Source organism: Kitasatospora sp. NPDC018058 (assembly GCF_044327205.1).
Taxonomy (GTDB): Bacteria; Actinomycetota; Actinomycetes; order Streptomycetales; family Streptomycetaceae; genus Kitasatospora.
This window is the reverse complement of the sequence record NZ_JBIRFA010000006.1, coordinates 1-24,753: the sequence shown is the minus strand read 5'-3', so window position 1 is coordinate 24,753 and position 24,753 is coordinate 1. Positions and strand designations below refer to the sequence as shown.

The following is a 24,753-nucleotide window of genomic DNA, read 5'->3' as shown; positions in this document are numbered from 1 at the left end:
GGCACGATGATCCGCCAGGAGCTGACGTGATCCCTGTCATGCGCTTCGCGGGGGAAAACGACACCACCACTCGCTGCATCGAGCGCACTGCCGAGGTGCAGCCCCTGTGTAAAGCGACGCAGACCGTGTGGGACGCGGGATTTGCCACAACAAAGCGCGCCGAACCGGGCCCCGCCGTGCGGGACTTCGTGCGCCTGTCCGACGCCTGGACCGGCCGACCCGACCTCTACGAGGCCGTGATGGCCGGCTACGGCAGGCGGCTCTCGGCGGCCGAGGAGGAGCACCTGGCCGTCCACCGAGTCCTCGACGCCGTCTCCGGCATCCAGTACGGCGCTGCCAACGGGGACCCCGAGCTCGTCGAAAGGCCGCCGCACCCTGGCCCAGCTGCGCGCCACCCACCGTCCGTGACCACCCGCACCACCAACCGACCAGAGGAGCAGCACGTGGCGTATGCCCTTGAGGAATGGGAGCAGCACTACGCCGGCGGCCGGGGGTTTCGGCCGCTGGGCGACAGCGAGCGGGCGTTCCTCGCCGAGCACACCCCCGTGCCCAGCATGACCGAGGGCGTCGTTCTCATCCGCCGTGACGTCTTCGAGCAGGTCGGCGGCTGGAACGTGCTGCCAGACCCGAGGAAGGGACGAGCCCGATGAACCAACCCCTCACCCACGGCTTTACCGCCGTCGACCAGCAGTCCCGTCCCGGAGAGTTCGTCCGGGTCCTGGACACGCTGACCGCCGAACCCTTCTACACGGCCTACAAGCAACGTCTGCGCGAACTCCTCCACCCTGTACCGGGCGGGCTGTACCTCGACGCCGGCAGCGGAGTCGGTGGCAGCGCCCTGGCTCTGGCCGAGGAATACGGCAGCCGGGTCGTCGCCATCGACAGTTCCTTCACCATGACGGTGGAATCCCACACTCGCGGGGTGCCGCTCGTGGCGGCCGCAGACGTACACCGCCTGCCGTTTCGCGACGACTCCTTCGACGGCGCCTGGGCCGACCGCGTGCTGCAACACGTCACCGACCCCGAGCACGCCCTCGCCGAGATGCTGAGGGTGATCCGCCCCGGCGGCCGGATCGCGCTCGCCGATCCCGACTACGACACCCAGGTCCTCGACATCGCCGACCAAGAACTGGCCCGCCGCGTGCTGCGTTTCCGGGCCGACGTCCAACTCCGCAACGGTACCTTCGCCCACCAGCACGCCGGTCTCCTCGCGAGCCATCACCTCGTCGACGTCGCCGTCGAGGCCCGCACACTCGTTGTCCGAAACCCACAGGAGGTCGACAACTATATGGGACTACGGACCTGGGCCCACGCAGCGGCCGAGCACGGTCACCTCACGTACCGCACCGTCCGGCCCGACCCGGGACAGCAGGTGAGTGCGCAGCCGGGCGGTGGCGGACGCCAGGCTGGTGGGGAACGCGGCGTCGGACCAGCAGGGCAGGCCGGCGGGGAACGAGGCAAGTCTCATCAGAGTCCGTCCTGGGGCATCGTCGATCGCGTTTCTGTCGCCGGGTGCGTCCGTCAGGACCGTGGCACGTGCGACCGGTACGTAGCCGGCTCGGCGTCGCAGGCGAAGCGCCCGGTGACGGTCAGCCAGTGCAAGGTGGCGGCCATGAACGTCTCCACCAGGTCCATGTAGCGGCGCAGTTCCTCCCGCCGGTCCTGCGGCAGTCCGGGCTCGGCGCGCAGCGCCGCCACGGTGGCCCTCATGCCCGCGCGACGTTCCTCGATCATCGCGGCCGCCCGCAGCCGGGCTGTGCCCGTCGAGCAGTCGTCCTGGCGGGCCAGGAGCGCCACCAGGTTGTCCTGGCCGGCGGCCTCGTCGTCCGCCGCCGAGGCCAGGTCGTTGGCCCAGCCCGCGACATCCGCCACCGCCCAGCGCAGATCCTGCAGCCGGGCGTCCACCCGCGGGTCCTCGACCGAGGGGGCGTGGCCGGTGCGTTCCAGGACGTCCAGCATGGGCAGCAGGGTGATCGTGCGGCGCCGCAGGGCGAGGTAGTCCGCCAGGGGTGGCCGGACCCCGGCCCGGCGCAGTGCCACCTCCTGTGCGCAGGCATCGAGGAAGTCCGTGTAGTCAGCGGTGAAACGTGACCGCCAGCGGGCGGACATCCCGGCGGCCGTCCGCTCCCACAGCCCCGCCAACACCACCGCGTGCGGGGCTGCGGCAGGCGGCCCCGTGTCGGATGCGAGTACCCTGCGCAGGGGCGCGGTGAACCGTTCCAGCTCACCCGGGACCGAACCCAGGCCCCGCCGGTCGATCTGGTCGTCCACCCAGCAGATGAACGCCGCCCACTGCGTCGTCAGCGCCACATCCGCCGCATTGCCCTGTGGGAGAGCACCGCCGGCCAGCACGTCCAGCCGCATCGAGGCAAGACGCCGCTCCCCGCGGGCGTCCGCCACCAGACCCGCCTCCGACGCCCACGGCAGCACCGCCTCCGGTCCGAGGGCCGCCGAGGCTGATGAGTTGTCAGCCACGCTTCGATCGTGTCAGACCCCGATCAAGGATGGGTGGCGAACTCGGGAATGAACCCGATCGCGAGGGAGCACCCGACGCGGCACGACATGGTCTCTGCGTTGGGCGCTCAAGGGGTGACCGGCCAAGCCGTGTCCCGTGCAGGCGGCACACCCGTTTCTGACCGAGCCCGGCGCGCGGATCGCGAGCACTTTGGGGGTGCGATCGAGGGCCGGGTTGTCCGCGGGCCGGCGGATGTGCCTGGCATGACCGGTTGGATTCCGCCTTCGCCCGGCTCGACGTCAGATGAGCGGGCAGCGGGGCACGGTACGAGCCCCGCTGCGCCGGTCGCGGGGGGCGTTCGGCGCACCGGGGCTGGCTGGCGGTCTGGGTGCGGTCAGCCGAGGGGGAGGTCGAGGTAGGACTCGTTACCGGCGGTGGAGCTGATCTGCAGGGTGCTGTAGGCGGGGTTGGTGTCGGAGTAGAGCTGGTCCTTGCTGTTGATCACGAGCATGACCTTGTGGTTCGCGGCGATGTCGTAGGCGGCAGCTTGGAGGGCCCAGGTCGCGGTGGCGGCCTTGCCCGGGCCGTCGGCGGTGAGGGTGTACGGCTCGTGCGTGATGATGTGGGCGGTGCCGTCCGGGGCGAGGTCGAACAGGTAGGCGACCAGTGTCGTGGAAGCCTCGACGCCGGTCACGGTCAGGTGCACGCGGGGGATGCCCCGCACGCGGCGGGCGCCGGCGGGTGAGACCCAGGTGGCGAGATAGCGGCGGTCGAACTTCCCCGTCGTGTAGATCTTCGGTTTGCCCTGCCACTCGGCCTGGCCGGTGGTCATCACGGCGTCCACGGCGGTGGCCTCGGTGAGGTTCCCGGTGGTGAACGAGACCGTCCACCCGGCGGCCGGGCTCGTGCCGAGGGCGCCGTCCTGGCTGCCGGACGGGGTGGCGCCCAGGTAGAGCTTCTCGGTGTCGATGGTCACCTCGTCCCAGCTCTGCTTGCCCTCGCGCACGGTCGGGGTGAACATCACCTGGCTGTTGATCTGCGGCCAGGTGGGCACGTCGTTCTGGGTGCCGAGGATGTGGTGGTCGAGCCAGGCGAAGGCCTCGTCCACGGGGAGGTTCGGGCCGGAGAACGGGATGGTCAGCCCGGCGCTCTCGGGTGCGGCGTGGTCGCCGATCCACAGGTTCAGGTGCTTGGGGACGGTGAGCGCGTTGAAGGTGTCGAGGACCTCGTTGACCGGGAAGAGGGTCTCGTGCCAGGTGTTGGAGAAGAAGGTCGGAATGTCGCGGGCGTTGGTCTTGTGAACGTAGTTCTGCGGCGAGCGCTTCTCGGCCCAGGCGCGCACCTCGTGGAGGTTCTCGCCGTTGTGGAAGTCCCGCAGGATCTGCTGGGTGGCGGCGTCGAACTTTCGCTCCACCGGACCGCCGGTGAAGCTGGTCAGCGCGTTGACGGCGGCCAGGTGCCGGGTGTCGTTGCCCAGCAGCGCGGTGGCCAGGTTGCCCCAGGTGCTCAGTGCCACCACCGCGTCCACCCGGTCGTCCGGGTCGTTGGCCGCGACCATCTGGCCGATCCCGGAGCCGTAGGACTCGCCCAGGAAGGCGATCTTGCTCGGGTTGAAGGTCCGCTGCGCGTAGTCGATCACCGCGAAGCCGTCCGACCAGTCCTTGTCCCCGCCCACGTCGATCGTGCCCTGGGAGGTCCACAGGGCGTCGATGAACTTGCCGTTGCCGACGTGGGTCGTCAGCCCGATGCCGCGTGGGGTGTAGGCCAGCACGTGGTAGCCGCGCTTGGCCAGCTGCAGGTAGGTGTATTCGAACAGCACCCAGCCGAACGGGGTCCAGCCGGCGGGGACGATGACCACCGGGCGCGGCTCGCTGGTGTTGAGCTTGATGGTGTGCGCAGAAAGCTTCGTCCCGGTCTCGTCGTCCGCGGTGATCCACGGGAAGCCGATCGTGGCGATCCGCTGCACGTCGGTGACCAGCTGCTGCAGGTCCGCGGTGAGCACCTGCCGCTTGGTGGTGCCCTGCAGCGTGGCGACCAGAGCCTCGCCCACGTCCGCGGCCGCGGGGTTGACGGACGGTCCCGACACCCAGATGCCGAAGTTCGCGATCTGCGTCAGCTGGTCCGCGGTGACCGGGGTGATCGAATCGTCCTGGGGATCGCTCATGGTCTGCTTCCTCTCACAGGTCCGTGGCCGGAGTGGGTACTCGCACGTTCATGATCGGGGGCACCTGTACGTGCACGCTCCGTTCCGAGACGATGTTCACCCGAAGCGCCTACAGGGCTGCACACCTTGACAGAACTGCCGGCTTTCCAGGGGCGCGGCACCTTGGCGTGGACGCGCTCTTCATGCCGGGCCGGATTCCGCGGGCGGAGGATCGGTTCCTGCCGCGGAGGTCGAGGCGGTACTCGCACACCCCAAAGTCGCCGTCCTCGCCGCCATGCTGGCCTGGTCGCCCATGCCTTCCGGGCCCTGGCTCGGGAGCACCTGCCTCGGGAGCACCTGCCCGACGTCACGCTCATCGACATCCAGATGCCCGGCGTCGACGGCATCGAGGCGACCTGGCGCATCGCCGCCGACCCGGCCCTGGCCGGGGTGCACGTCGTCATCCTGACCAACTACGGCCTGGACCAGTACGTCCTCGACGCGCTGCGCGCCGGTGCCGCCGGTTTCCTCGTCAAGGACATCGTGCCCGACGACTTCCTGTACGCCGTACGCGTCGCGGCGCGCGGCGACGCCCTGCTCACACCCGTCGATCACCCGCAAGCTGATCAATCGCTACATCACCCAGCCGCCCACCCCCGGTGCCGGCACCGGGCTGGAAGAGCTGACCGGCCGCGAACGTGAGGCCGTCGCCCTGGTCGCGCGGGGCCTGTCCAACGACGAGATCGCGGGCCGCGTGGTCACCAGCCCGACGACGGCGAAGACCCACATCAACCGCGCCATGACCAAGCTCCACGCCCGGGACCGCGCCCAACTCGTGGTCCTCGCCTACGAATCCGGTCTGGTACCCCCGCGCGGCTCCTGACCTCCGCACTGCGGGCGCACGCCCAGCCTTGCACGCCGCCGTCCCCTTCCCGAGCTGTCCCTCGCCGGGGAGGACGGCGAAGACCACCTCGACGGTACGCATGGTGACCGGGCGACCCGCGGTCGAGCGCGGACCAGGATGCTGCCCGATGGGGCGGCATCCTGGTCCGCGACACGGTCAGCTGACGCGCAGGGTCAGTTCGGCGGTGTGCAGCTGGCCGCCGGTCTGGAACTGGAGGAAGACCCGCCAGTTGCCGGACTTGGCGAGCTGGGCGTGGAAGGACAGGTTTGGCCCGCCGTGGTCGCCGTTCACCGGGGTCTCGGGGTGCAGGTGGGCCAGGGACTGGTCGCCTTCGTGGAAGGCGCTGATGTGGGCGTAGGTGTCGAGGTAGGGCTGGAGGTCGGTGACGGGCTGGCCGTCCTTGGCGAAGGTGACGGTGAGCGGGTGGGCCATGCCGGCCATCGGCTCGCCCTGGACGGTGACGGTGTAGCCGTCGACGGTGGTCGTGGTGGAGGCGGCCGGCAGCGGGGTGGGGGCGGCGTTGCCGGGGACGGTGACGGTGCGGCTGAGGACGAAGTCCTGGCCCTTGCCGCTGCCGCTGCCCGGGGTGAAGGAGGCGTACAGCCGCCACGTGCCAGGGGTCAGGGCGGCGAGGTCGGCGGTCCAGGTGCCGTCGGCGGCCATGGTCGGGTGCAGGTGCTGGTAGCCGGTGAGGTCGGAGCGGATGGCGTAGAAGTGCATCAGCTTCGTCTGCTCGACGGTGAAGTCGGTGACGGGCTTGCCGTCCGGGCCGGTGATCGTGAACGCGTACGGGTCGGCCTGCGAGGCCGGCACGGTGGTGGTGCGCGAGTCGAGACGGTAACCGTCCTTCTCGGCGGCCAACCCGTCGCCGGAGACGGCACCGTGGTCCATGCCGTCCATCCCGTCCATGCCGTGCGTGCCACCAGTGGCGCTGGCCGAGGAGGTGGCCGCGCCGTGGTTCATGCCAGGCATGGAGGAGTGGTCGGTGGATCCGCAGGCAGACAGTGTCAGTGCGAGCACCGTGGCGGCGCCGACGGCGGCCATGGCGCGACGGCGGGAGATCGCACGCAGGGAGATGGACATGAGGGGTCTGCTTTCGTGGACAGGCGCCATCGTGACACCAGGTGACAGGGGTCGCGTGGCCGGTACCAGCGGTGCGCGCAGGCTCCGGCGACGGCCCTGTCAGGTCCGGGCGACGCAGACGTGGTGCAGGAGTGATCGTCCGGCCATCGGCGGGCCACGCCGCCGTCGGACCAGGAAGGCCGCAACGCGCCTCGGCACGGCAGGCCCGGTCGCGCTCCACAACGCGACCACGGCGATCAGGGCCAACGCGGTAAGGACGAGGCGGTCGCGGCCAAGGGTGGACACGCACAGCGAGCCACCCTGCTTGGCCTCGGCGCCGGGATGGAGCTGGGCGCCGCCCGGGAGGACATCGGTGTGGCCGGCGGCATCCTCGTGCTCCGCCGGGGCGGGCGTCATTCCGTCGGCTCCGTCGGCCATGACCGGGACCGCTGCGGCGGCCATCTGGGCGTGGCAGCCGTCGGCGGCGGAGGCGGGAAGGCCGTGCATCGCGAAGAGTCCGAGCAGCAGCGCGCACACCGCGAGCAGCCTGGCCGTGCCCGACCGGTGCGTGCGCCCGCTGACCATGCGGTCTCCTCCTGCCACTGCCGCGGCATGCTGTACACGGCACTTCGACGATACCCTCCCGGGGTGTACCGGGTGGACCGAAAGCCGGGTGCCGAATCTCTCACATGCCGTCCGGGTCCGCCTCCGGCCCATGGGCTGCCGCAGGTCCCGGCCCGCCGTCCCGGTCGTGTCGGTTCCACCCTCGGGTGAAGGGGTTTCCACCCTGCGGTGATCCGCGAGCGACCCGAGTACTGGTGCACTGGCGGTTGTGATCGCCACTCTCCCGTGCCTGTAGCCGGCCTCTGGGGGCAAACCGGTCCCACCGTCCGGCCCCGCCGACCTCTTCCGCGCGTTCGCCCGCGACCTCGCCATCGGCACACGGCCGTGGACCGACCAGGCCGCACAGTTCATCACCGCACGGGTCCTGGACGCCGTCGCGGTAGGTACTGCGCCAACCGGCGTCGCGCAGCGTGCGGATCAGCGCCAGGCGGTCGATGGGGGCCTTGAGGGCGGGTTGGCGTTCGCTGGCATGGTGCAAGATTTGGGCGGCGACGAGTTCTGCGTCAGGTGGTCCGGGTAGGGAGAGCCGTCGGCGGCGGGCACGGCTGGCCGGCGTAATGCGGAACACCGGGTCCTGGAAGAACCCCGGGCAGCGGACGTACAGCGGGTCGGTGAAAACCAGCTTAAGGCCGTGGTGGTAATCGAGGTCGTACCCGGCGGCCAGACGCAGCTCGCCGGGGCGCCAGCTGTAGACGTCCCCGTCCCGCCAGGAGCCCTCCGGCAGTTCGATCACTCCGGCCACCGCGCCTGCCGTACGCCGCCTCCTCGATGCCCCGGTGGCGGACGGCCTCCAGCTCGGCGTCGACGAGCAGTTCGGCGATCAGCGCGGGCGGACCGAGGACCTCGGTGGCGCTGAGGTCCCAGTTGGCGAGGACGAACCATGAGCGGTCCGTGGGCCACCAGTGCGCGGGGAACTGACGACCCGCCGGAAGTGCGTCGTAGTGGGCCGTCGCCTCATCCAGGCGGCCGCGGTGGGCCGCCACCGCTTCCCCGGCGTCCTCGATCGCCGCCGACGCGAAGCAGCAGACCGTCCCCGGCCCATCGGCGCTGTGCCTGGCCAGCACCTCCGCCAGCCGCGCCAGGCAGTCCCGGTCCGGCTCCCCGATCTGCGGGTACTCCACCTCACCCGCCAACGGGACGCGCTCCCTGTCGAACACCAAGTACGACAAGGTGAACGGCCAATCCGCAAGCTGCCGCCCGGCCCCGGCGAGGGCCTCCGCCCAGCGCCCCCGTCGGCCGTCCGCCCGCAGTGTGTGCAGCACCCAGCACCGGTCCGCGAAGCCGTGCTCGGGCGCGTTCGGCTCGTAGCCCAGCATCGCGTCCGCCGCCTCCAGCAGCGGGCGCATCCCGTCCAACTGGTCCTCATCCGACACCGGTTCCACCGTTCGGCCTCCGTCCTCGTTCCGAAAACCGGTACTCGGCGCCGGTGCGCCTGGGCGAGGATAGCCGCCATCGAGCCTCCACGCCCGCGCCGCCCACTGCCCTGACCTGCTGCGCGCGCCGGTCCGCCCGAACACCGTCCACCCCCCGGCGTGTTGCTCCTCCCGACACCCGCCCCTGGAGACCCCGATGCCATGCCCCAGTCCCTCCTCGGTCGCTTCTACGACGATTTCGCCGACGACTACCACCTGCTCTACGACGACTGGAACGCCGCGCTCGCCCGCCAGGGGGCCGCGCTGGACGCCCTGATCCGCGAGCGCCTCGGCGACCGCCCCGTAGAGGTGCTGGACTGCGCATGCGGCATCGGCACCCAGGCGATCGGCCTGGCCGGGCTCGGCCACCAGGTCACCGGCACCGACCTCAGCCCGGCCTCCGCCGCCCGGGCCACCGTCGAGGCCGCCGCACGCGGGCTCCACCTGCCCACGGCGGCCGCCGACATGCGCGGACTCCCCTTCCCCGCTGGGCGGTTCGACGTCGTCGTCTGCGCCGACAACGCCCTGCCGCACCTGCTCACGGCCGAGGACGTCCGGGCCGCACTCGGCGAGATGCGCCGGGTCCTGCGTCCGGGCGGGGCGCTGCTGGTCACCACCCGCCCGTACGACGAACTGCGCCGGGCCCAGCCGGCCTCCACCCCGCCACAGACCACCGAGCGGGACGGGCGGCGGTCGGTCATCTTCCAGCTCTGGCAGTGGCACGCGGACGGCGAGCGGTACGACCTGGAGCTCTTCCGGCTGCTGCCGGACGACGGCGGACAGTGGCAGGTCGCGGTCCGCCGCTCCACCTACTGGGCGCTCACCCAGGAGCAGTTGAGCGGCTTCGCCGCCGAGGCGGGCCTCGCCGGGATCGGTTGGGCGCAGCCCGCCGACACCGGTTTCTTCCAGCCCGTCCTGATCGCCCGGGTGCCCTGACCACCCCGCTGCCGGCCGGCTCCGTCTGACGCCCGGCCCCGACGTGCCCGGCCCCGCCGCGCTCCTGACCGGACGCGACGGGGCTGTTTCACGCCCTGCGTTTTGCCTACCCGTGTTACTTTTTACTCATGCGAGTAAATTCCAACGACACCCCTCCGACGGGTGGCCGTAGCTTCATCACCGACGCCCGACGGGTCCAGATCGTCACCGCCGCGATCGAGGCCGTCGCCGAACTCGGTTACGCCCGCGCCTCGTTCGCGCAGATCGCCAAACGGGCCAAGCTCTCCAGCGTGCGGCTGATCTCGTACCACTTCGACGACAAGGAGGACCTCTTCCAGGCCCTCGTCGACACCGTCCAGGAGCAGGCACGGGTCTTCATGCAGCCGCGCATCCGCGCCCACACCGAACCGGGCACGATGCTGGCCGCCTACATCGAGGCCAACCTGGAGTTCATGGCCGAGCGCCCGGTCGAGGTGCGGGCGCTGGTGGACGTCCTCGGCAACGCCCGCCGCGAGGACGGCACCCCACTGGTCAGCCCGGCCGGCTTCGACACCCCCGTCGCCCTACTGGTGCAGCACCTGCGGGACGGCCAACGCAGCGGCGCCTTCCGCCCGTTCGACGCCGAGGCGATGGCCACCGCGATCCGCGCCTCGATCGACGCGGCCGCCAACCGGCTCGCCGTCGGGGGCGACTACGACGCCCGCGCCTACGGACGTGAACTGGCCACCCTCTTCGACCTCGCGACCAGGAACGAGGCCGCGTCATGACCGTCCATGCCGCTCCCCGCCGGACCACGGCCTTCTTACCGCTGTTGCTCGACCTCCTCCTGCCGCTCGGCCTCTACTACGGCCTGCGCCTCACGGGCGTGGACCAGTGGTGGGCCCTGCTCTGGTCGGCCGCGATACCGGCAGCCACCGTCATCGTCCGGCTGGTCCGCACTCGCCGGGTCGACTTCCTCGCGCTGCTGATCCTCAGCATGATCGGGCTCGGGCTGGTCCTCTCCGTACTGACCGGTGACCCGCGAACGCTGCTGATCCGCGAGGCCTGGACCGGCATGCTCGGCGGACTGATCGGCGTCTGGCTGCTCGCCTCGGTCGGCTACGGGCGCCCGGCGCTGATGGTGCTCTTCCGCTCGTTCGTGCAGTTCAAGGCCGGTGACGACGGACTGCGCGCCTGGGAGGGCCGCTGGGGCCAGGACGCCTTCTTCCGCCACGGCCTGCGGGTGCTCACCGTGGTCTGGGGCGCTGCCAGCCTGCTCAACGCCCTCGCCCAGCTCGCCTTCGCCTACCTGCTGCCGGTCGACGCCGCCCCTGCCGCCATGCAGGCCTGCTGGCCGGTCATCGCGGTTCCGCTGTTCCTCTTCCACCTCGCGTACACCAAGCGCCACGGCCTGCGGGCCTGACCTGAACGGACTCTCCCTTGACCACCACTGCCGCTGATCGCTTACTGCTCCTGCCAGAACCCAACCTCGACCTCCAGACCCGCGCCGCCCTCGGGGCCATCGCCTACCGCGTCGCCGAGGCCGGGGAGGTGCTGGCCGCCGTCGACCACATCAACCGGGCCGGGCTGTCCGGCCGCAGCTACCACGAGGAGTTCCTCGCCCTCGGCCGCCGCACCACTGCCACGGCCGAGTCCGCCCTGCGCTCAGGCCGATCGGCGGGCGCCCGCGACGGCTACCTGCGCGCCGCCAAGTACCTCTCCCTGGCGCTGTTCTCCGTCTTCGGCGGCGCCCGGCCCGCCGACGAACCGACCGTCTTCGCCGAGATGCAGGCCTGCTGGCACCGCGCCGGCAAGCTCCTCGACCCGCCCGTGCAGCGGCTGCGCATCCCGTACGAGGACCTCGGGCTGCCCGCCTACCTCCTCACTCCCCCGGGCCGCCCCCGGCTCCGACCCACCCTCGTCCTGGTCAACGGTAGTGACGCTCAGAGCATCGACCTGTACGCCTTCGGTGCGTACGCGGCCGTCGAACGCGGCTGGAACGCCGTGATCCTGGAAGGCCCCGGCCAGGGCAGCCTGCTGTTCGAGCACGGCATCCCGTTCCGCCCCGACTGGGAACACGTCATCCGCCCCGTCGTCGACCACCTCCTCCGTTCACCGCTGGTCGACCCCGACCGGATCACCCTGACCGGCTGGAGCATGAGCGGCATCCTCGCCATCCGCGCTGCCGCCTTCGAACCCCGCCTCGCCGCCGTGGTCGCCGACCCCGGCGCGGTGAACAACTAACTCGTCTGGCCCGAGATCTGGCGCCGTCTCGCCGACGGCCCCGACCGCGAGACCGTCAACCGCCACTGGCAGCAGACCGTCCTCCCGGACCTCGGCCCCGCCACCCCCCTGCTCGCCAAACGCGCCGAGATCTTCGGCCTCCAGTTCCTCCGCGACGCCCGTGCCGGCCGGGCACCCCAGGATCTCTGGCAACTCGCCCACACCATCCGCCGGTTCCGCTGCGACGACGTGGCCCACCTGGTGAGCTGCCCCACCCTGGTTCTTGGCTACGAGGACGAAGCCCTCATCCCCGGCCAGGACACCCTGCTCTACGACCTCCTCCGCTGCCCCAAACAGCACACCGTCCTCACCACGGCCCAGGGCGCCGGCGACCACTGCGCCCCGATGGCACCGCAGCTGCGGAACGCCGTCATCCTCGACTGGATGGAGCACACCGTGGTGTGACGCCTCACTCGGTGAGCCGGCCCGCTCGGCGGCCGGACAGCCGGGCGGGTCGGCTCACCATCCCGACTGCGGCTGGTGTGCGGACTTCCCCGGTTGTGCCGCTCGTACGTGCCGCCCGCCCACAAGCCGCGTTGCTCTCATCCCTCCCACCGAAGTTCGCACTCGCCACGGCTTCCCTGACAAACGTCTTCCAGCCCCGCGACCGCCTCCACGACGCGCGCCGCGCCGTCCTCCTCCGCCATCGCGCGGGACGCCGCCTCCGCCCGCCCTCGCAGGGCCCCACCCGCCACGGCCTGGCGGATGGCGTCAGCCAGCCCGACGGCAGTCAGCTCGGCGTACGGTATCGGGTCGGTGGCTGCGCCCAGCCTGGTGAGCCGGCCGGCCCAGAAGGGCTGGTCGGCCGTCACCGGGACCGGGACGCTCGGCACACCCGCCCGCAGCACCGCAGCCGCAGTACCGGCGCCGCCGTGGTGCACCACCGCGGCCATGTGGGGGAAGAGCTGCGCGTGCGGGATCTCGCCGACCGTCAGCACATCGCCCCCGTCGGCCCCGTCGGCCGCGATCCCGGCCCAACCTGACTGCAGGACACCGCGAACCCCCGCGCGCCGCAGCGCGTCGACCGCGAGAGCGCCCAGGCGCTCACCCTGCCCCGCCGCCATGCTGCCGAAGCCGATGAACACCGGCGGCGGCCCGGCCCGCAGGAAGTCCTCGACCTCCGTCGGAAGACGGTAGTCCGCCGCAACGTACGGCCACCAGTTGCCGACCACCTGCAAGCCCTCCCGCCAGTCCGTCGGGCGCGGCACCAACGTGGGGCTGAACCCGTGCAGGACCGGCCAGTTCAGCCGCTCCAGGGACCGCCGTCGGGCCGGCTGGGAGCACACCGGTAGCCCCAGCCGCGCCCGCAGCCGCCGCGCGGCCCCCGCGTGCAGCCGGTCCACCACGCGCTGGCCGAGCGCCCCCGCCACCCGGTTGCCCCAACGGCCCAGCGAGCGCGGCGTCCCGACGACCGGCGGGAACTCCCCGGTCGGCAGGGTGGGCTGGAGGTAGACCCCGAGGCTCGGTACGTCCATCGCCTCGGCCAGGTGCCAGCCGAGCGGGGCGGTCGTCGTCGCGAGCAGGAGCAGATCGGCGCCGGGTGCGGCTGCGTCGGCGAGCCCGTCACCGAGCCGGTCGATGAACGCGGCGGCCCGTGCCAGCAACACCGAGCGCCCCTCCTTCACCCCGGCCGGTCTCCCACGCGGATCGACCGCCAGCGGACGAAACTCAAGTCCACTGCCGCTCACCAGCTCGCCGAAGGTCTCCGGCGCCGCCAGGGCGACCTCGTGCCCCGCCTCCTGCAGCCGGGCACCGAGCCCGGTGTACGGGGCGATGTCGCCGTACGAGCCGGCGGCCATGAGCAGGATCCTCATCGCGCCACCTCCCCGCCGGTCGAGCTCTGCCGCTCGGCGTTGGCGCAGATGGCGCTGCGGAGGTAGCCGGCCAAGCCCGGCCGCTGCTCGGCCGGGGGAACGACGAGGGCGAAGGCGCGGGCGTCCGCCTCGTAGTCGTCGGCGATCCGGCAGTGCATCTCGGGCGGGCAGGGCGTGAACCAGCGGGTGATGTGCTGCCGGTGCTCCTCCGCGAGATCCAGCACCTCCGGGTGGTCGGCGGCCCGCCCCTCGTCGAAGGCGGCGAGCAGCCGCCGCCGCCACACCGCAGCCTCGGCCATCAGTTGCCGCCAGTCCTCCTTCGTATGGGCGGCGGCGCGCGCCATCGACTCCTGGTGGCCCTCCCGCTCGCCCCACTTGAGGTGGGCATCGGCGGCGTAACTGAGGTCGAAGACGACATCGCCGAAGACCTCGAACCGTTCCTCGGGGCTGAGCTCGATCCCGGTGCGCTGCACCTCGATCGCCCGCTCGGCGACGTCCACCAGCTTCTGCAGCCGTGTGATCTGCTCGGTGAGGGCGTCACGCCGGGCGAGCAGATGGTCGAGCACTGTGGCCTGCGGGTCCGCCAGGATGTCGGCGATCTCGTCGAGCGGGAAGCCGAGTTCCCGGTAGAAGAGGATCTGCTGCAGCCGGGCGAGGTCCGCCGCGTTGTAGAGCCGGTAGCCGGCCGGGCTGCGTTCGCTGGGCGACAGCAACCCGGACCGGTCGTAGTAGTGCAGGGTCCGCACCGTCACCCCGGCGAATCCGGAGACCTGTCCGACCGACCAGCTCATGCTTCCCTCCCGTGCATCCGTGCATCCATGTGCCCCGTGCGGCTGTGTGTCCCGCCGTGCCCCACCGTGCGGCCTGACGTGGGGTAAGGGTCAACACTCGCAGCCCGCCGGCCTGCGCCGGGCGCCGGATGCCGGGGCCGGTCAGGTCTCGCGCTGCGGGTGGTAGGCGGTCTCGGGTATGCCGAAGGTCCAGGCGACCCCGGCTCGCGCGGTGCGGGTGCTCGGGGGAACGCGCAGCCAGTAGGTGCGGAAGGTGCCGTCGGGCTCGGGGGTGGAGTTGACCACCTCGACCATCACCACCGGCTCGTCGTCGGGCAGGACGATCCGCCAGAGCACACCGGTCTCGTCCCGGTGGACGGGCTCGGCACCGGAGTCGGCCAGGTAGCGCTCGTAACCGTAGTGCTCCAGCAGGACGCGGCGCAGCTCGGCGTTCTCCTCGGTACGGATCCGCTCGACCGTCACATCGCCCAGTCCCGCCAGGAACTCGGCGGGGACGGGCATGCCGCGCCAGGCGTGCAGGGCGAAGCCGTCGGTGTACTCCAGCGCGGGGCCGTCCGCCCGGTCGAGCCGCCCGGCCTCGTCGCGGTGCAGCGCGACCGGCCGCTCGCTGATCAGCGCGACGTCCTGGTAGGGCCACCACCAGCCGGCCTCCCGGGCCGCCTCGGCGAGCGGCGCGACGGCGTCGGTGCCCGCCCCGGCGGCCTCGAGGGCGGCGAACCAGGGCGCGTCGTGCTGGCCGCGCACCGCGTCCAGCAGAGCGAGCCGGACGGTGGTGCGGCGCGCCCGCGCCTCGGCGGCCGCGTCGGCGGAGGTCTCGTCGCGGTCGGCCTCGGGGGCGAGCCGGTCGAGCACGGCGTTGCGCACCCGGTCCGCGAGAGGCGTGGTGACCGGGCCGAGTTCGCCGCCGGTGAGCGCCCAGTGCGCCGGCCATCCGGCCGCGCCGACCTGTTCGACGGCCCGCCGCCGCGCCTGCTCCCAGGGCCGGGTCCGGACCGCTTCGCGTACGCTCACCGCACCCGCGGCCCGCAGCTCCAGCGCCGCCTCCGTCGCCGCGAACGGCGAGCCGAACCAGCGGACGGCCGTGGGCTCGGGCAGCCCGGCCGCCCGGTAGGCGGCGCGGACCGCGCGCTCGACCGCGGCCCGATCGCCCGGCCCGGTGGCCGCCGCCGCGGCCCGCCAGCGTGCCCGCGCCTCGGCGGCCCCGCCCGCCACCCGCGCGTCCGCCGGGTTGTCGCGGATCACCGTCTCCATCGCCTGCTCCGTTCCCCGGTCGGGCTCCTCACCCGGCCGTCCGTTCTCGTTTCCCGTTCCGCGGTCCGTGCCCGCCCTGCCACCGCGCCTATCACCGCTCGTCACCGCGCTCCGGCGCGATGCCGCCGCGACGCCGCCGCGACGCCGCGACGCCGCCGCCCGGCAGCGTGCGGGGGCCGTGTGTCAGTCCGCGACCATGCGCACCGCGCCCGGGACGTACTCGCGCTGGCGGATCACCCGGTACCAGCCCTTGGGCAGCGGTATCGCCGCGTGCTCCTCGTGCACCACCCGACCGCCCTCGGGCAGGTACAGCCAGCCGTCACCGAACGGCCCGGTCTCCCGGCGCAGTTCTCCGGGGCCGACCACGGCGTGCGCGTGTCCGGTGACCTCCCCGAGCGCGAGCACCATTCGGCCCCGCGCGTCGCGGGGCTGCACGGCCAGCCCGGACACCCTCAACGGCACCACGCTCTCCACGACCGGCACGATCAGCACATCACCCTGGCGGTACATCAGCCCTCCCTCACCGTATGGCCGGACCCCGGCGGGCGCCGGAATCCATGGCTCCGCCCTACCGGACTCGGTCACGCTCCGGAGCCATGACCGGAACATAGGGCAAGGGTCTGACAACGCACCCGGTCGGCCACCCGGCCGCCGGATTGTCAGTCCGGGCTGGTAAACAGTTGTTCGGTCCAGACCCCCGGAGGAGCAGCGCATGGCCGTCACGTCCCACATCGAGGAGTTCCACGGTCTCCCGGTCTTCGATTTCGTCCAGGCACTGGAGGAGGCCGAGGAGGGCGGCGGCGCGGGTTCCGCGCAGCTGCCGGACGCAACCGCGGTCGCCTGGCGGATCGGGCTCGACTACGAGTCCGAGCAGACCTGGGGCGAGCGCTGGCAGCAGTTCCTCGACACCGTGGGCACCGAGCGGGTCACCGCCCTGGTGATCGGCCAGTGGACCCCGGAGGAACCGGACTCCTTCCAGGAGCCGCTGGACGCGCTCGTCGCCGCCGCCTCCCGGCTGCCCGCCCTGCGCGCGCTGTTCGCCGGCGACATCACCTACGAGGAGTGCGAGATCTCCTGGATCCAGCAGTGCGACGTGTCGCCCCTGCTGACGGCGTTCCCGGAGCTGGCCGAGCTGGTGGTGCGGGGCGCCTCGGAGGACTGGGACGGCAAGGGCGGCCTGGCCCTGAAGCCGCTGCGGCACGAGGCGCTGAAGGCGCTGCGCTTCGAGGCCGGCGGCCTGCCGGCCTCGGTGGTCCGCTCGGTCGCCGCCTGCGAGTTCCCCGCTCTGGAGCGACTGGAGCTCTGGCTGGGGGTGGACAACTACGGCGGTGACGCCACGATCAACGACCTCACGCCCTTCCTGGACGGCACTGGCCTGCCCGCGCTGCGTCACCTGGGTCTGCAGAACAGCGAGTTCCAGGACGAGATCGCGGCCGCCGTGGCGCACGCACCGGTGGTCGCCCGGCTGGAGTCGCTCAGCCTGGCCATGGGCGTGCTCACCGACCAGGGCGCCACGGCCCTGCTGGAGGGTCAGCCGCTCACCCACCTGCGCTCCCTCGACCTGCACCACCACTTCCTCACCGAGGCTGTGCAGCAGCGCCTGCGTCAGGCCCTGCCCGAGGTCGAGCTCGACCTCTCCGAGCCGGGCCGGCCCGACGACCAGTGGCGCTACGTCGCCGTGGCCGAGTAGCCCCGGCCCCGAATCCGCCCATCCGACACACCCGACACACCCGCCAGGATCCGACATGACGGTCTCCCTCCACCTCGAACGCTTCCACGAGCTGCCGATCCACGAGTTCAACCCCGGCGACGGCCGGCCCCAGCCCGCCGCCGGTGCCGTCGCCTGGCGGCTCTCCCTCGACTACGACGCCGCGCAGGACTTCGGGCAGCTCTGGCAGAGCTTCCTGAAGTCCGTCGACCCCGCCGGGGTCCGCGCCCTGGTGATCGGCCCCTGGTGGCAGAACGGCTATGTCCCGGTGCGCGACACGGTCGAGGCCATGGCTGCCGAGGCCGGGCGCCTGCCCGCCCTGGAGGCGCTCTTCCTCGGTGATGTGACCTTCGACGAGTGCGAGATCTCCTGGATGGAGATGGACGACGTCACCCCGCTACTGACCGTCTTCCCCCAGCTGACGTCACTGGCCGTGCGCGGCGGCATGGACCTCTGCATCCTGCCGGTGCGGCACGAGCGGCTGCGGTCCCTGCGTTTCGAGTCCGGCGGTCTTCCGGCCACCGTGGTGCGCGCGGTGGCCGGCTCCGAACTGCCCGCGCTGGAGCGCCTTGAGCTCTGGCTCGGCGTCGGCGACCACGGCGGCGACACCACCCTCGACGACCTCGCCCCCTTCCTGGACGGCTCGCGGCTGCCGAAGCTGCGCCACCTCGGGCTGGCCAACAGCGACATCCAGGACGAGATCGCCGCCGCCCTCGCGCACGCACCCGTGGTGGCCCGGCTGGAGTCGCTCGACCTGTCCATGGGCGTGCTCTCCGACGAAGGCGCGGCCGCCCTGCTGGAGGGCCAGCCACTCACCCACCTGCGCTCGCTCGACCTGCGCCACCACTACCTCTCCGAGGAGATGCAGCAGCGCCTGCGCGAGGCCCTGCCCGGGGTCGAGCTCGACCTCGCGGAGGCGGAGGACGCGGGCGAGGACGGCGAGGACCGCTATGTCGCGGTCGCCGAGTAGGCGGTGACGGCATGACGCTGCGACTGACCGTCCTGGGTAACCCATGGCACCGACGGGTGACGATGTTCGCCGCCGCCGCTCGGGCCGCCGGGCTGCCCGAGCCCGCCGTGCTGCCCTGGCTGGATGTGCTGCGCGGCGACTACCGGCTGCCCGAGGGCACCCTGCTACGCATCGAGTCGCCGGGCGAAGAGCCGCTGGTCGACGAGTTGTTGCGCGGCCCCGCGCTCGGCCCCGGGTACGCGCCGACCCGGGTCGAGGGCACGGCAGCCTGGTACGCGGGGGTGACGGCCGCCCTGCGCGAACTGGGCGCGCGCCCGGGCGTACGGCTGCTCGGCGATCCGGAGGAGATCGCCGTGATGTTCGACAAGCGCCGGGCCCACGCCCGGCTCACCGAGGCCGGGGTGTCAGTGCCCAGGGCGCTGGGCGGCGAGGTCGCCGGATGGGAGCAGTTGCGCGGGCACCTCGCCGAGGCCGGTCTGCGCCGGGTCTTCGTCAAGCCCGCGCACGGCTCCTCCGCCTCCGGGGTGCTGGCCCTGGAGTTCGGACCACGGGGACAGCTGCTGGCCACCACCTCGGTCGAGCTGACCGACGGCCGACTGCACAACTCGCTGCGGGTGCGCCGCTACCGCGGCGAGCGGGAGGTCGCCGCGATCGTCGACCTGCTGGCGCCGGACGGGCTGCATGTGGAGCAGTGGATCCCGAAGGCCTCGCAGTCCGGCCGCTCGGCGGACCTGCGCGTCGTGGTGGTCGAGGGCAGGGCCACGCACGCGGTGGTGCGCACCAGCGCCCAGCCGATGACCAATCTGCACCTCGGCGGCGCCCGCGGCAGCCTCGACCAGGCCCGGGAGGCCGCAGGTCCAGCCTGGCCAGCCCTGTTGGAGACGGCCGAGCGCGCGGCGGCCTGCTTCCCCCGCTCGCCGATGGTCGGCGTGGACGTCCTACCCACGGCCGGCTGGCGGCGCGCCCTGATCGGCGAGGTCAACGCCTTCGGCGACCTGCTACCCAACCTCACCGGCCTGCCCGGCGGCCCGGCCGAGGGCCTCGATACCTACGGCGCCCAACTCGCCGCCCTCACCCGGCGCACGGACCGCGCCATCTCCCCGACGCACCACCAGATCATGGAACCCGCCCGATGAACCACCACCCCACGCCCGAAACGTCCGCCCCGAACCCGGACATGAACGCGGTCGTGGGCAGCCACGACCTACTGCTCGTCACCCTCGACACCCTGCGCTTCGACGTCGCAGAGGAGCTGGCCGCGGCCGGCCGGATCCCGCATCTCGCGCCCTTCCTACCCGGCGGCCGCTGGGAGCGCCGACACGCACCCGGCAGCTTCACCTACGCCTCCCACCAGGCGATCCTGGCCGGCTTCCTGCCCACCCCGGCTTCCCCCGACGGCCCGCACCCGCGTCTGTTCGCCGCCCGGTTCGCCGGCTCCGAGAGCACCGCCACCCGCACCTGGGTCTTCGACGCGCCCGACCTGCCGACCGCCCTCGCCGCGGCCGGGTACCGAACGGTGTGCATCGGCGGCGTCGGCTTCTTCAACAAGCAGGGTCCGCTCGGCTCGGTTCTGCCCGGCCTCTTCCAGGAGAGCCACTGGGAGCCGGCGATGGGCGTGGCCTCTCCGACGTCCTTCGAGGAGCAGGTCGCCCGGGCCGAACTGGTCACCGCTGAACAGCCCGCCGACCAACCGCTGTTCCTCTTCATGAACGTCTCCGCGCTGCACCAGCCCAACTGGTTCCACCTGCCCGGCGCGACCCGCGAGCACGGCGACACCCGGGCCAGCCACGCCGCCGCTCTGGAGTACGTGGACGCCCACATCGGCCGGCTGTTCGCCGCGATGAGCGCCCGTCGCCCCTGCTTCGCCGTCGTCTGCTCCGACCACGGCACCGCGTACGGCGAGGACGGCTACACCGGGCACCGGATTGGCCACGAGGCGGTCTGGACCGTCCCCTACACCCACTTCACCATCCCCGCCCGGTCCACGGACACCACCGAGGAGCGCGCATGACCACCGCACCCCCGCGCCCCGACTCGCCGTACCTGTCGTACGTCTACGCCTACCCCCACAAAACGGCCTACCGCCCGCTGTCCGAGCGCCCGCCGCTGCGTGAGCTGTGGGCCGGGGAGTCGCAGCACGCCCTGTCGCTCTATCTGCACATCCCGTTCTGCGAGGTCCGCTGCGGCTTCTGCAACCTGTTCACCCGGATCGGCAGCCCCGAGGGACTGACCACGGCCTATCTGGACGCCCTGGACCGCCAGGCCGGCGCCGTCCGCGCTGCGCTCGACGAGGGCGCCCGGTTCGCGCTGGCCGCGTTCGGCGGCGGCACGCCCACCTATCTGACGGCCGGTGAGCTGGAGCGGCTGTGCGACATCACCGAGCAGCGGATGGGCGCCGACCTGCGGGCGATACCGCTCTCCGTGGAGGCCTCGCCCGCCACCTCAACCACCGACCGGCTGGAGGTGCTGGCCGCCCGCGGCACCACCCGGCTGAGCCTGGGTGTGCAGTCCTTGGACGACGCCGAGGCCCGATCGGCCGTCCGGCCGCAGAAGCGGGCCGAGGTGGAGGCCGCCCTGGGCCGGATCCGCGCCGCCGGGTTCCCAGTGCTCAACATCGACCTCATCTACGGCATCGACGGCCAGACCGAGGCGAGCTGGCTGCGCTCGCTGGACGCCGCGCTGGCCTGGCGGCCCGAGGAGCTGTACCTCTACCCGCTCTACGTCCGCCCGCTGACCGGCCTGGCCCGGCGCGGCGAGCAGGAGAGCCGGTCCGCCTGGGACGCCCGCCGCCTCGCGCTCTACCGATCCGGCCGGGACCACCTGTTCGCCCACGGCTACCAGCAGGTGTCGATGCGGATGTTCCGCCGCGCCTCCTCGCCGCAGGCCGGGGCGAGCGAGTACGCCTGCCAGACCGACGGCATGGTCGGCCTGGGCTGCGGAGCCCGCTCGTACACCTCGCAGCTGCACTACTCCTTCGACTACGCGGTGAACGCCACCCAGGTGCGCGGGATCATCGACGACTACGTCGCCACCGAGGACTTCCACCGCGCCGAGGTGGGCCACTGGATGGGCGGCGAGGAGCCGCGTCGGCGCCACCTCGTCCAGTCGCTGCTGCAGGCCGAGGGCATGCCGCTGGCCGACTACCGCGCCCGGTTCAGCAGTTCCCCCGCCGAGGACTTCCCGGCGGAGCTGACCGGGTTCGCCGAGCGTGGCTGGCTCGCGGACGATCCGGAGCAACTGCGGCTCACCCCGGAGGGCTTGGCCCACTCGGACGCGGTCGGGCCGATGCTGTTCTCGCCCGAGATCCGGGCCCTGATGGCCGCGTACGAGGCGAAATGACCTTCCTCGGCATGCCCTCGATCGCACCCACCGCCGAGGACACCCGGGCACGGGACCTCACCCTGCTCTACCGCGGCCCGCTCGCCTCCTGCGACTACGACTGCCCCTACTGCCCGTTCGCCAAGCGCCGCGACTCCCCCGGGCTGCTGCGCGCCGACCGGGCCGCACTGGAGCGCTTCACCGCCTGGGCAGCCGCGCGGGAGGGCAGCGGCGACACGCTGTCGCTGCTGTTCACGCCCTGGGGCGAGGGCCTGGTGCGCTCCTGGTACCGCAAGGCGCTGGTCGACCTGAGCCGGCTCCCGCATGTGCGCCGGGTCGCGATCCAGACCAACCTGAGCTGCCGCACCGGCTGGCTCGCCGAGGCGGACCTCACCACCCTCGCGCTGTGGGTCACCTACCACCCCGGCCAGGTCCGGTACGACCGCTTCCTCGCCAAGTGCCGTGAGCTGGACGCGCTCGGCGTGCGCTACAGCGTGGGCGTGGTCGGGCAGCCGGATCACCTCGCCGAGGCCCGGCGGCTGCGTACAGCGCTCGCCCCCGGGGTCTACCTGTGGGTCAACGCCGCCGAGGGCCGCAGCTACACCGACGCCGAGGCCGCCCGGTGGGCCGCGCTGGACCCGCACTTCGGCTACAGCCGGCACGCCCACCCGAGCGCCGGCCTGCCCTGCCGCACCGGCGACTCGGTGCTCTCCGTGGACGGCGACGGTACGGTGCGCCGCTGCCACTTCGTCCGGGATGTCCTCGGCAACCTCTACGACGCCAGCTACCGCACTCAACTCCAGCCTCGTACCTGCCCGTTGCCGGTCTGCGACTGCCACATCGGCTACGTCCACCTGGAGACCCTGCCGCTGTACGAGCTGTTCGGCACGGGCGTCCTGGAGCGGGTGCCACAGGCCTGGCCGACGGGCGGGTGATATATCGGTTGCGAACCGACCACTCAGTGTGAAAGCGTACGAACGACCGCGCAGGACAAGGACGTTCAGAAGGGAGGCCCGCCGTGACCAGCGGTATACGACACGCCGCAGTGCCGGGCCTCGTGCTCGGCGACACCCCGGCTCGCGCTTCGACGCGTGAGCCGCATCTGCCCTGACGTCAGCGCTCGCCACTGCGGCAGCGACACCACTCGGCGCACCCGCTGCTCGCCTCCTCGTCGAAGTGCTCTTCGTGCCCCCTTGCACGTTCGACCACGAGGAGTCCCGGTGTCCGACATCCACCGGCCCACCACCTTCAGCCTGTCCACCCTCTCCGCCCGTTGGCGCAGCGAGAACGGCACTCCCCCGCCGCGCCGCCTGATCGCCGCCGACCGCACCCTGCCCGCCGACGCCGCCTACCGCCTCGCCTGTGAGGGCACCGCGCTGCTGTGGCACGGCGACTACCCCGACGCGCTTCGCCTCCTACACGCCATGCGCCGCCGCGCCGAGCGGCGCCGACCCCGATCCGCCCCCGAGAACCCCGTCGACGCCTTCCGCGAGCACCGCCGGCAGCGCGCCCGCCAAGCGCGCGTCCTGGGCATGCTCCTGGTCCCGCTCGACCCGGAGCACCGCATCCGGCTCCACCGTGCTCCCGACGTCCGTGCGGCCTGCCTGGCCGCCTACGGACCGCTCCTTGACAACAGCATCGTGTCCCTGCGCGAACTCCTCGGGGTGATCGGCGCCCACCAGTGGCGCATCCGGGGCGTGGAGGTCCCGGCCCTCGGCGCCCGCATCCACCCCCACTACGGGGTCTTCTCCCCCGTCCGCGGCGAGTACGTGGACCTCGTCGCCCGGGCGCCGCTCCCGGCGGCCGCCCTCGACCACTCGACCGCCTTCGACCTGGGCACCGGCACCGGCGTGCTCGCCGCCGTCCTCGCCCGGCGCGGCCTGCGCCGGGTCCTGGTCACCGACGCCAACCCGCGCGCGCTCGCCTGCGCCCGCGACAACGCCCAGCGCCTCGGTCTCGCCGACCGCGTCGAGACCGCCGGCACCGCCCTCTACCCGCCCGGCGACCAGCGAGCCGCCCTGATCGTCTGCAATCCACCGTGGCTGCCCGCCCGCCCCTCCTCCTCCCTCGACCAGGGCGTCTACGACCAGGACAGCCGAATGCTGCACGGTTTCCTGGATTCCCTGACCGACCGACTGCGCCCGGGCGGTGAGGGCTGGCTGGTCCTCTCCGACCTCGCCGAGCACCTCGGCCTGCGCACTCGCGCCGAGCTGCTCACCGCCATCGCCGCAGCCGGCCTGCGGGTCACCGGCCGCCTCGACACCGTCCCGCGCCATCCCCGAGCCACCGCCCCCGACCGGTCCGACCCCCTCCACGCGGCCCGCACTGCCGAGATCACCTCGCTCTGGAGGCTCACCCCCGCATGACCTCCGCCATGACCCCCGACACCTCGGCGCGCACGTCCCGAGGCCACCTCCCGTTCACCGGGCGATCGGCGCCCCCCATCCCTAGCCTGGCAACAAGGAGGAGGCGAAACACCACGCTTGGAGACGGACCGCTGCAAGCAGTCATCCCCGCCGGCTTCAAGGTCGCCGACCTCGACAGCGAGATGTCCGCCCTGCGCGACCGGGTCATCACCTTCGAGGAGGACGACTTCCCCGGACTGAAGACCGTCAACGGCGTCGCCGAACGCAACGGCATCCGCGGCGCCTGGTTCAAGGACAGCGAGGGCAACATCCGCTGCCTGGCCCAGCGCCTCGGCCAGTAGCCCACCACCCACTCGGCCGACGGGCGCCGCCCGGGGAAGCGCCCGTCGGCCCGTCTCGCGTCTCCGCCCGCGTGGCAGGACCGGGACCCTCCCGCGAGAGTCCCACAACGCCGGTGCCCGGCCCGCACTCGTCGAGCGCGGGCCGGGCACCGATCAAACCGCGAAGCGGTCAGTGCTGGTTGTCGTTGTCCTGGTACAGCTCACGCGGGTCGATGGACCAGATGCCGCGCCCGAAGGTGGCGGCGTAGAGGCGGCCGTCGGGGCCGGTCTTGAGCTGCTGCACCGAGGTGGTGGGCAGGTCGCGGCCGAGCACCGAGAAGTCGGTCTCGCCGGGCGCGCGGTAGAAGGCGGTGAGGTCGGTGCCCAGCGCCAGCCCGCCGCCCGGCAGGATCTTGA

At 72.5% G+C, this 24,753-nt stretch carries 25 protein-coding genes and 1 pseudogene; 16 read left to right on the top strand and 10 right to left on the bottom strand.

Annotated elements, in window-relative coordinates:
* Positions 1-26: 26 nt before the first annotated feature.
* Entirely contained in the window at positions 27-650 is a 624-nt protein-coding gene (locus ACH4E7_RS10135; protein WP_396248546.1) for a hypothetical protein, read from the top strand.
* Positions 647-1,639, top strand: coding sequence for a methyltransferase domain-containing protein (locus ACH4E7_RS10130; RefSeq protein WP_396248545.1), 993 nt, complete (start codon positions 647-649; stop codon positions 1,637-1,639). Before ACH4E7_RS10135 ends, ACH4E7_RS10130 begins: the two co-directional genes overlap by 4 nt.
* Here the strand turns inward: ACH4E7_RS10130 and ACH4E7_RS10125 are convergent.
* Both ACH4E7_RS10125 and ACH4E7_RS10120 read right to left on the bottom strand, forming a co-directional pair.
* The gene (locus tag ACH4E7_RS10125) at positions 1,522-2,475 is read right to left on the bottom strand and encodes a terpene synthase family protein (RefSeq protein ID WP_396248544.1); all 954 of its coding nucleotides are present in this window, start codon (positions 2,473-2,475) and stop codon (positions 1,522-1,524) included. The genes ACH4E7_RS10130 and ACH4E7_RS10125 overlap by 118 nt on opposite strands.
* Before the next feature lie 374 nt (positions 2,476-2,849).
* Positions 2,850-4,619 (bottom strand): alpha/beta fold hydrolase, encoded by a 1,770-nt coding sequence (locus ACH4E7_RS10120; protein ID WP_396248543.1) that lies wholly within the window; start codon positions 4,617-4,619, stop codon positions 2,850-2,852.
* Positions 4,620-4,829: 210 nt separating this feature from the next.
* Between ACH4E7_RS10120 and ACH4E7_RS10115 the strand changes: the two are divergent.
* Positions 4,830-5,481 (top strand): annotated as a pseudogene (locus ACH4E7_RS10115) (response regulator).
* Between the two features lie 177 nt (positions 5,482-5,658).
* On the opposite strand, the gene ACH4E7_RS10110 reads toward ACH4E7_RS10115, so the two are convergent.
* The 3 genes from ACH4E7_RS10110 to ACH4E7_RS10100 all read right to left on the bottom strand — a co-directional run bounded on the left by ACH4E7_RS10110 (position 5,659) and on the right by ACH4E7_RS10100 (position 8,561).
* On the bottom strand, positions 5,659-6,585 hold the full coding sequence (locus ACH4E7_RS10110) for a hypothetical protein (RefSeq protein WP_396248542.1): 927 nt from the start codon (positions 6,583-6,585) through the stop codon (positions 5,659-5,661).
* A gap of 99 nt (positions 6,586-6,684) precedes the next feature.
* Positions 6,685-7,149 (bottom strand): hypothetical protein, encoded by a 465-nt coding sequence (locus tag ACH4E7_RS10105; protein ID WP_396248541.1) that lies wholly within the window; start codon positions 7,147-7,149, stop codon positions 6,685-6,687.
* 662 nt (positions 7,150-7,811) lie between these two features.
* Positions 7,812-8,561, bottom strand: coding sequence for a hypothetical protein (locus ACH4E7_RS10100; protein WP_396248540.1), 750 nt, complete (start codon positions 8,559-8,561; stop codon positions 7,812-7,814).
* 201 nt (positions 8,562-8,762) lie between these two features.
* Here ACH4E7_RS10100 and ACH4E7_RS10095 point away from each other — a divergent pair, with 201 nt between their 5' ends.
* The 5 genes from ACH4E7_RS10095 (at position 8,763) to ACH4E7_RS10075 (ending at position 12,203) form a co-directional block, all read left to right on the top strand.
* Positions 8,763-9,536: a methyltransferase domain-containing protein gene (locus ACH4E7_RS10095; RefSeq protein ID WP_396248539.1), complete on the top strand. Its 774-nt coding sequence runs from the start codon at positions 8,763-8,765 to the stop codon at positions 9,534-9,536.
* A 128-nt stretch (positions 9,537-9,664) separates the two neighbouring features.
* A complete protein-coding gene (locus tag ACH4E7_RS10090; protein ID WP_396248538.1) occupies positions 9,665-10,303 on the top strand; it encodes a TetR/AcrR family transcriptional regulator in 639 nt (212 codons plus the stop codon).
* Positions 10,300-10,938 carry a VC0807 family protein gene (locus ACH4E7_RS10085; RefSeq protein WP_396248537.1) on the top strand — a complete coding sequence of 213 codons (639 nt, stop codon included), beginning with the start codon at positions 10,300-10,302 and terminating at the stop codon, positions 10,936-10,938. The genes ACH4E7_RS10090 and ACH4E7_RS10085 overlap by 4 nt, the downstream gene beginning before the upstream one ends.
* Before the next feature lie 17 nt (positions 10,939-10,955).
* Positions 10,956-11,759, top strand: coding sequence for an alpha/beta hydrolase family protein (locus ACH4E7_RS10080; RefSeq protein WP_396248536.1), 804 nt, complete (start codon positions 10,956-10,958; stop codon positions 11,757-11,759).
* A gap of 228 nt (positions 11,760-11,987) precedes the next feature.
* Entirely contained in the window at positions 11,988-12,203 is a 216-nt protein-coding gene (locus tag ACH4E7_RS10075) for a hypothetical protein (protein WP_396248535.1), read from the top strand.
* Positions 12,204-12,340: 137 nt separating this feature from the next.
* On the opposite strand, the gene ACH4E7_RS10070 is transcribed toward ACH4E7_RS10075, so the two are convergent.
* The 4 genes from ACH4E7_RS10070 to ACH4E7_RS10055 form a co-directional block, all read right to left on the bottom strand.
* A complete protein-coding gene (locus ACH4E7_RS10070) occupies positions 12,341-13,612 on the bottom strand; it encodes a glycosyltransferase (protein ID WP_396248534.1) in 1,272 nt (423 codons plus the stop codon).
* A complete protein-coding gene (locus tag ACH4E7_RS10065) occupies positions 13,609-14,403 on the bottom strand; it encodes a MerR family transcriptional regulator (protein ID WP_396248533.1) in 795 nt (264 codons plus the stop codon). The genes ACH4E7_RS10070 and ACH4E7_RS10065 overlap by 4 nt, the downstream gene beginning before the upstream one ends.
* 141 nt (positions 14,404-14,544) lie before the next feature.
* Positions 14,545-15,654, bottom strand: coding sequence for a DUF6745 domain-containing protein (locus ACH4E7_RS10060; protein WP_396248532.1), 1,110 nt, complete (start codon positions 15,652-15,654; stop codon positions 14,545-14,547).
* Between the two features lie 183 nt (positions 15,655-15,837).
* A complete protein-coding gene (locus ACH4E7_RS10055) occupies positions 15,838-16,164 on the bottom strand; it encodes a hypothetical protein (RefSeq protein ID WP_396248531.1) in 327 nt (108 codons plus the stop codon).
* 202 nt (positions 16,165-16,366) lie between these two features.
* On the opposite strand from ACH4E7_RS10055, the gene ACH4E7_RS10050 reads away from it, so the two are divergent.
* The 8 genes from ACH4E7_RS10050 (at position 16,367) to ACH4E7_RS10015 (ending at position 24,357) form a co-directional block, all read left to right on the top strand.
* Positions 16,367-17,344: an STM4015 family protein gene (locus ACH4E7_RS10050; RefSeq protein WP_396248530.1), complete on the top strand. Its 978-nt coding sequence runs from the start codon at positions 16,367-16,369 to the stop codon at positions 17,342-17,344.
* A 55-nt stretch (positions 17,345-17,399) separates the two neighbouring features.
* Positions 17,400-18,332 (top strand): STM4015 family protein, encoded by a 933-nt coding sequence (locus ACH4E7_RS10045; protein WP_396248529.1) that lies wholly within the window; start codon positions 17,400-17,402, stop codon positions 18,330-18,332.
* 11 nt (positions 18,333-18,343) lie between these two features.
* The gene (locus ACH4E7_RS10040) at positions 18,344-19,468 is read left to right on the top strand and encodes an STM4014 family protein (protein WP_396248528.1); all 1,125 of its coding nucleotides are present in this window, start codon (positions 18,344-18,346) and stop codon (positions 19,466-19,468) included.
* A 41-nt stretch (positions 19,469-19,509) separates the two neighbouring features.
* Positions 19,510-20,343: an STM4013/SEN3800 family hydrolase gene (locus ACH4E7_RS10035; RefSeq protein WP_396248809.1), complete on the top strand. Its 834-nt coding sequence runs from the start codon at positions 19,510-19,512 to the stop codon at positions 20,341-20,343.
* Complete coding sequence (locus tag ACH4E7_RS10030; protein WP_396248527.1) at positions 20,340-21,671, top strand: STM4012 family radical SAM protein; 1,332 nt, start codon at positions 20,340-20,342, stop codon at positions 21,669-21,671. The genes ACH4E7_RS10035 and ACH4E7_RS10030 overlap by 4 nt, the downstream gene beginning before the upstream one ends.
* Before the next feature lie 11 nt (positions 21,672-21,682).
* Complete coding sequence (locus tag ACH4E7_RS10025; protein WP_396248526.1) at positions 21,683-22,585, top strand: STM4011 family radical SAM protein; 903 nt, start codon at positions 21,683-21,685, stop codon at positions 22,583-22,585.
* A gap of 285 nt (positions 22,586-22,870) precedes the next feature.
* On the top strand, positions 22,871-24,016 hold the full coding sequence (locus ACH4E7_RS10020; protein ID WP_396248525.1) for a methyltransferase: 1,146 nt from the start codon (positions 22,871-22,873) through the stop codon (positions 24,014-24,016).
* A gap of 182 nt (positions 24,017-24,198) precedes the next feature.
* Positions 24,199-24,357 (top strand): hypothetical protein, encoded by a 159-nt coding sequence (locus ACH4E7_RS10015; protein WP_396248524.1) that lies wholly within the window; start codon positions 24,199-24,201, stop codon positions 24,355-24,357.
* A gap of 169 nt (positions 24,358-24,526) precedes the next feature.
* On the opposite strand, the gene ACH4E7_RS10010 is transcribed toward ACH4E7_RS10015, so the two are convergent.
* On the bottom strand, positions 24,527-24,753 hold a 227-nt coding region (locus tag ACH4E7_RS10010), incomplete at its 5' end, for a hypothetical protein (RefSeq protein ID WP_396248523.1).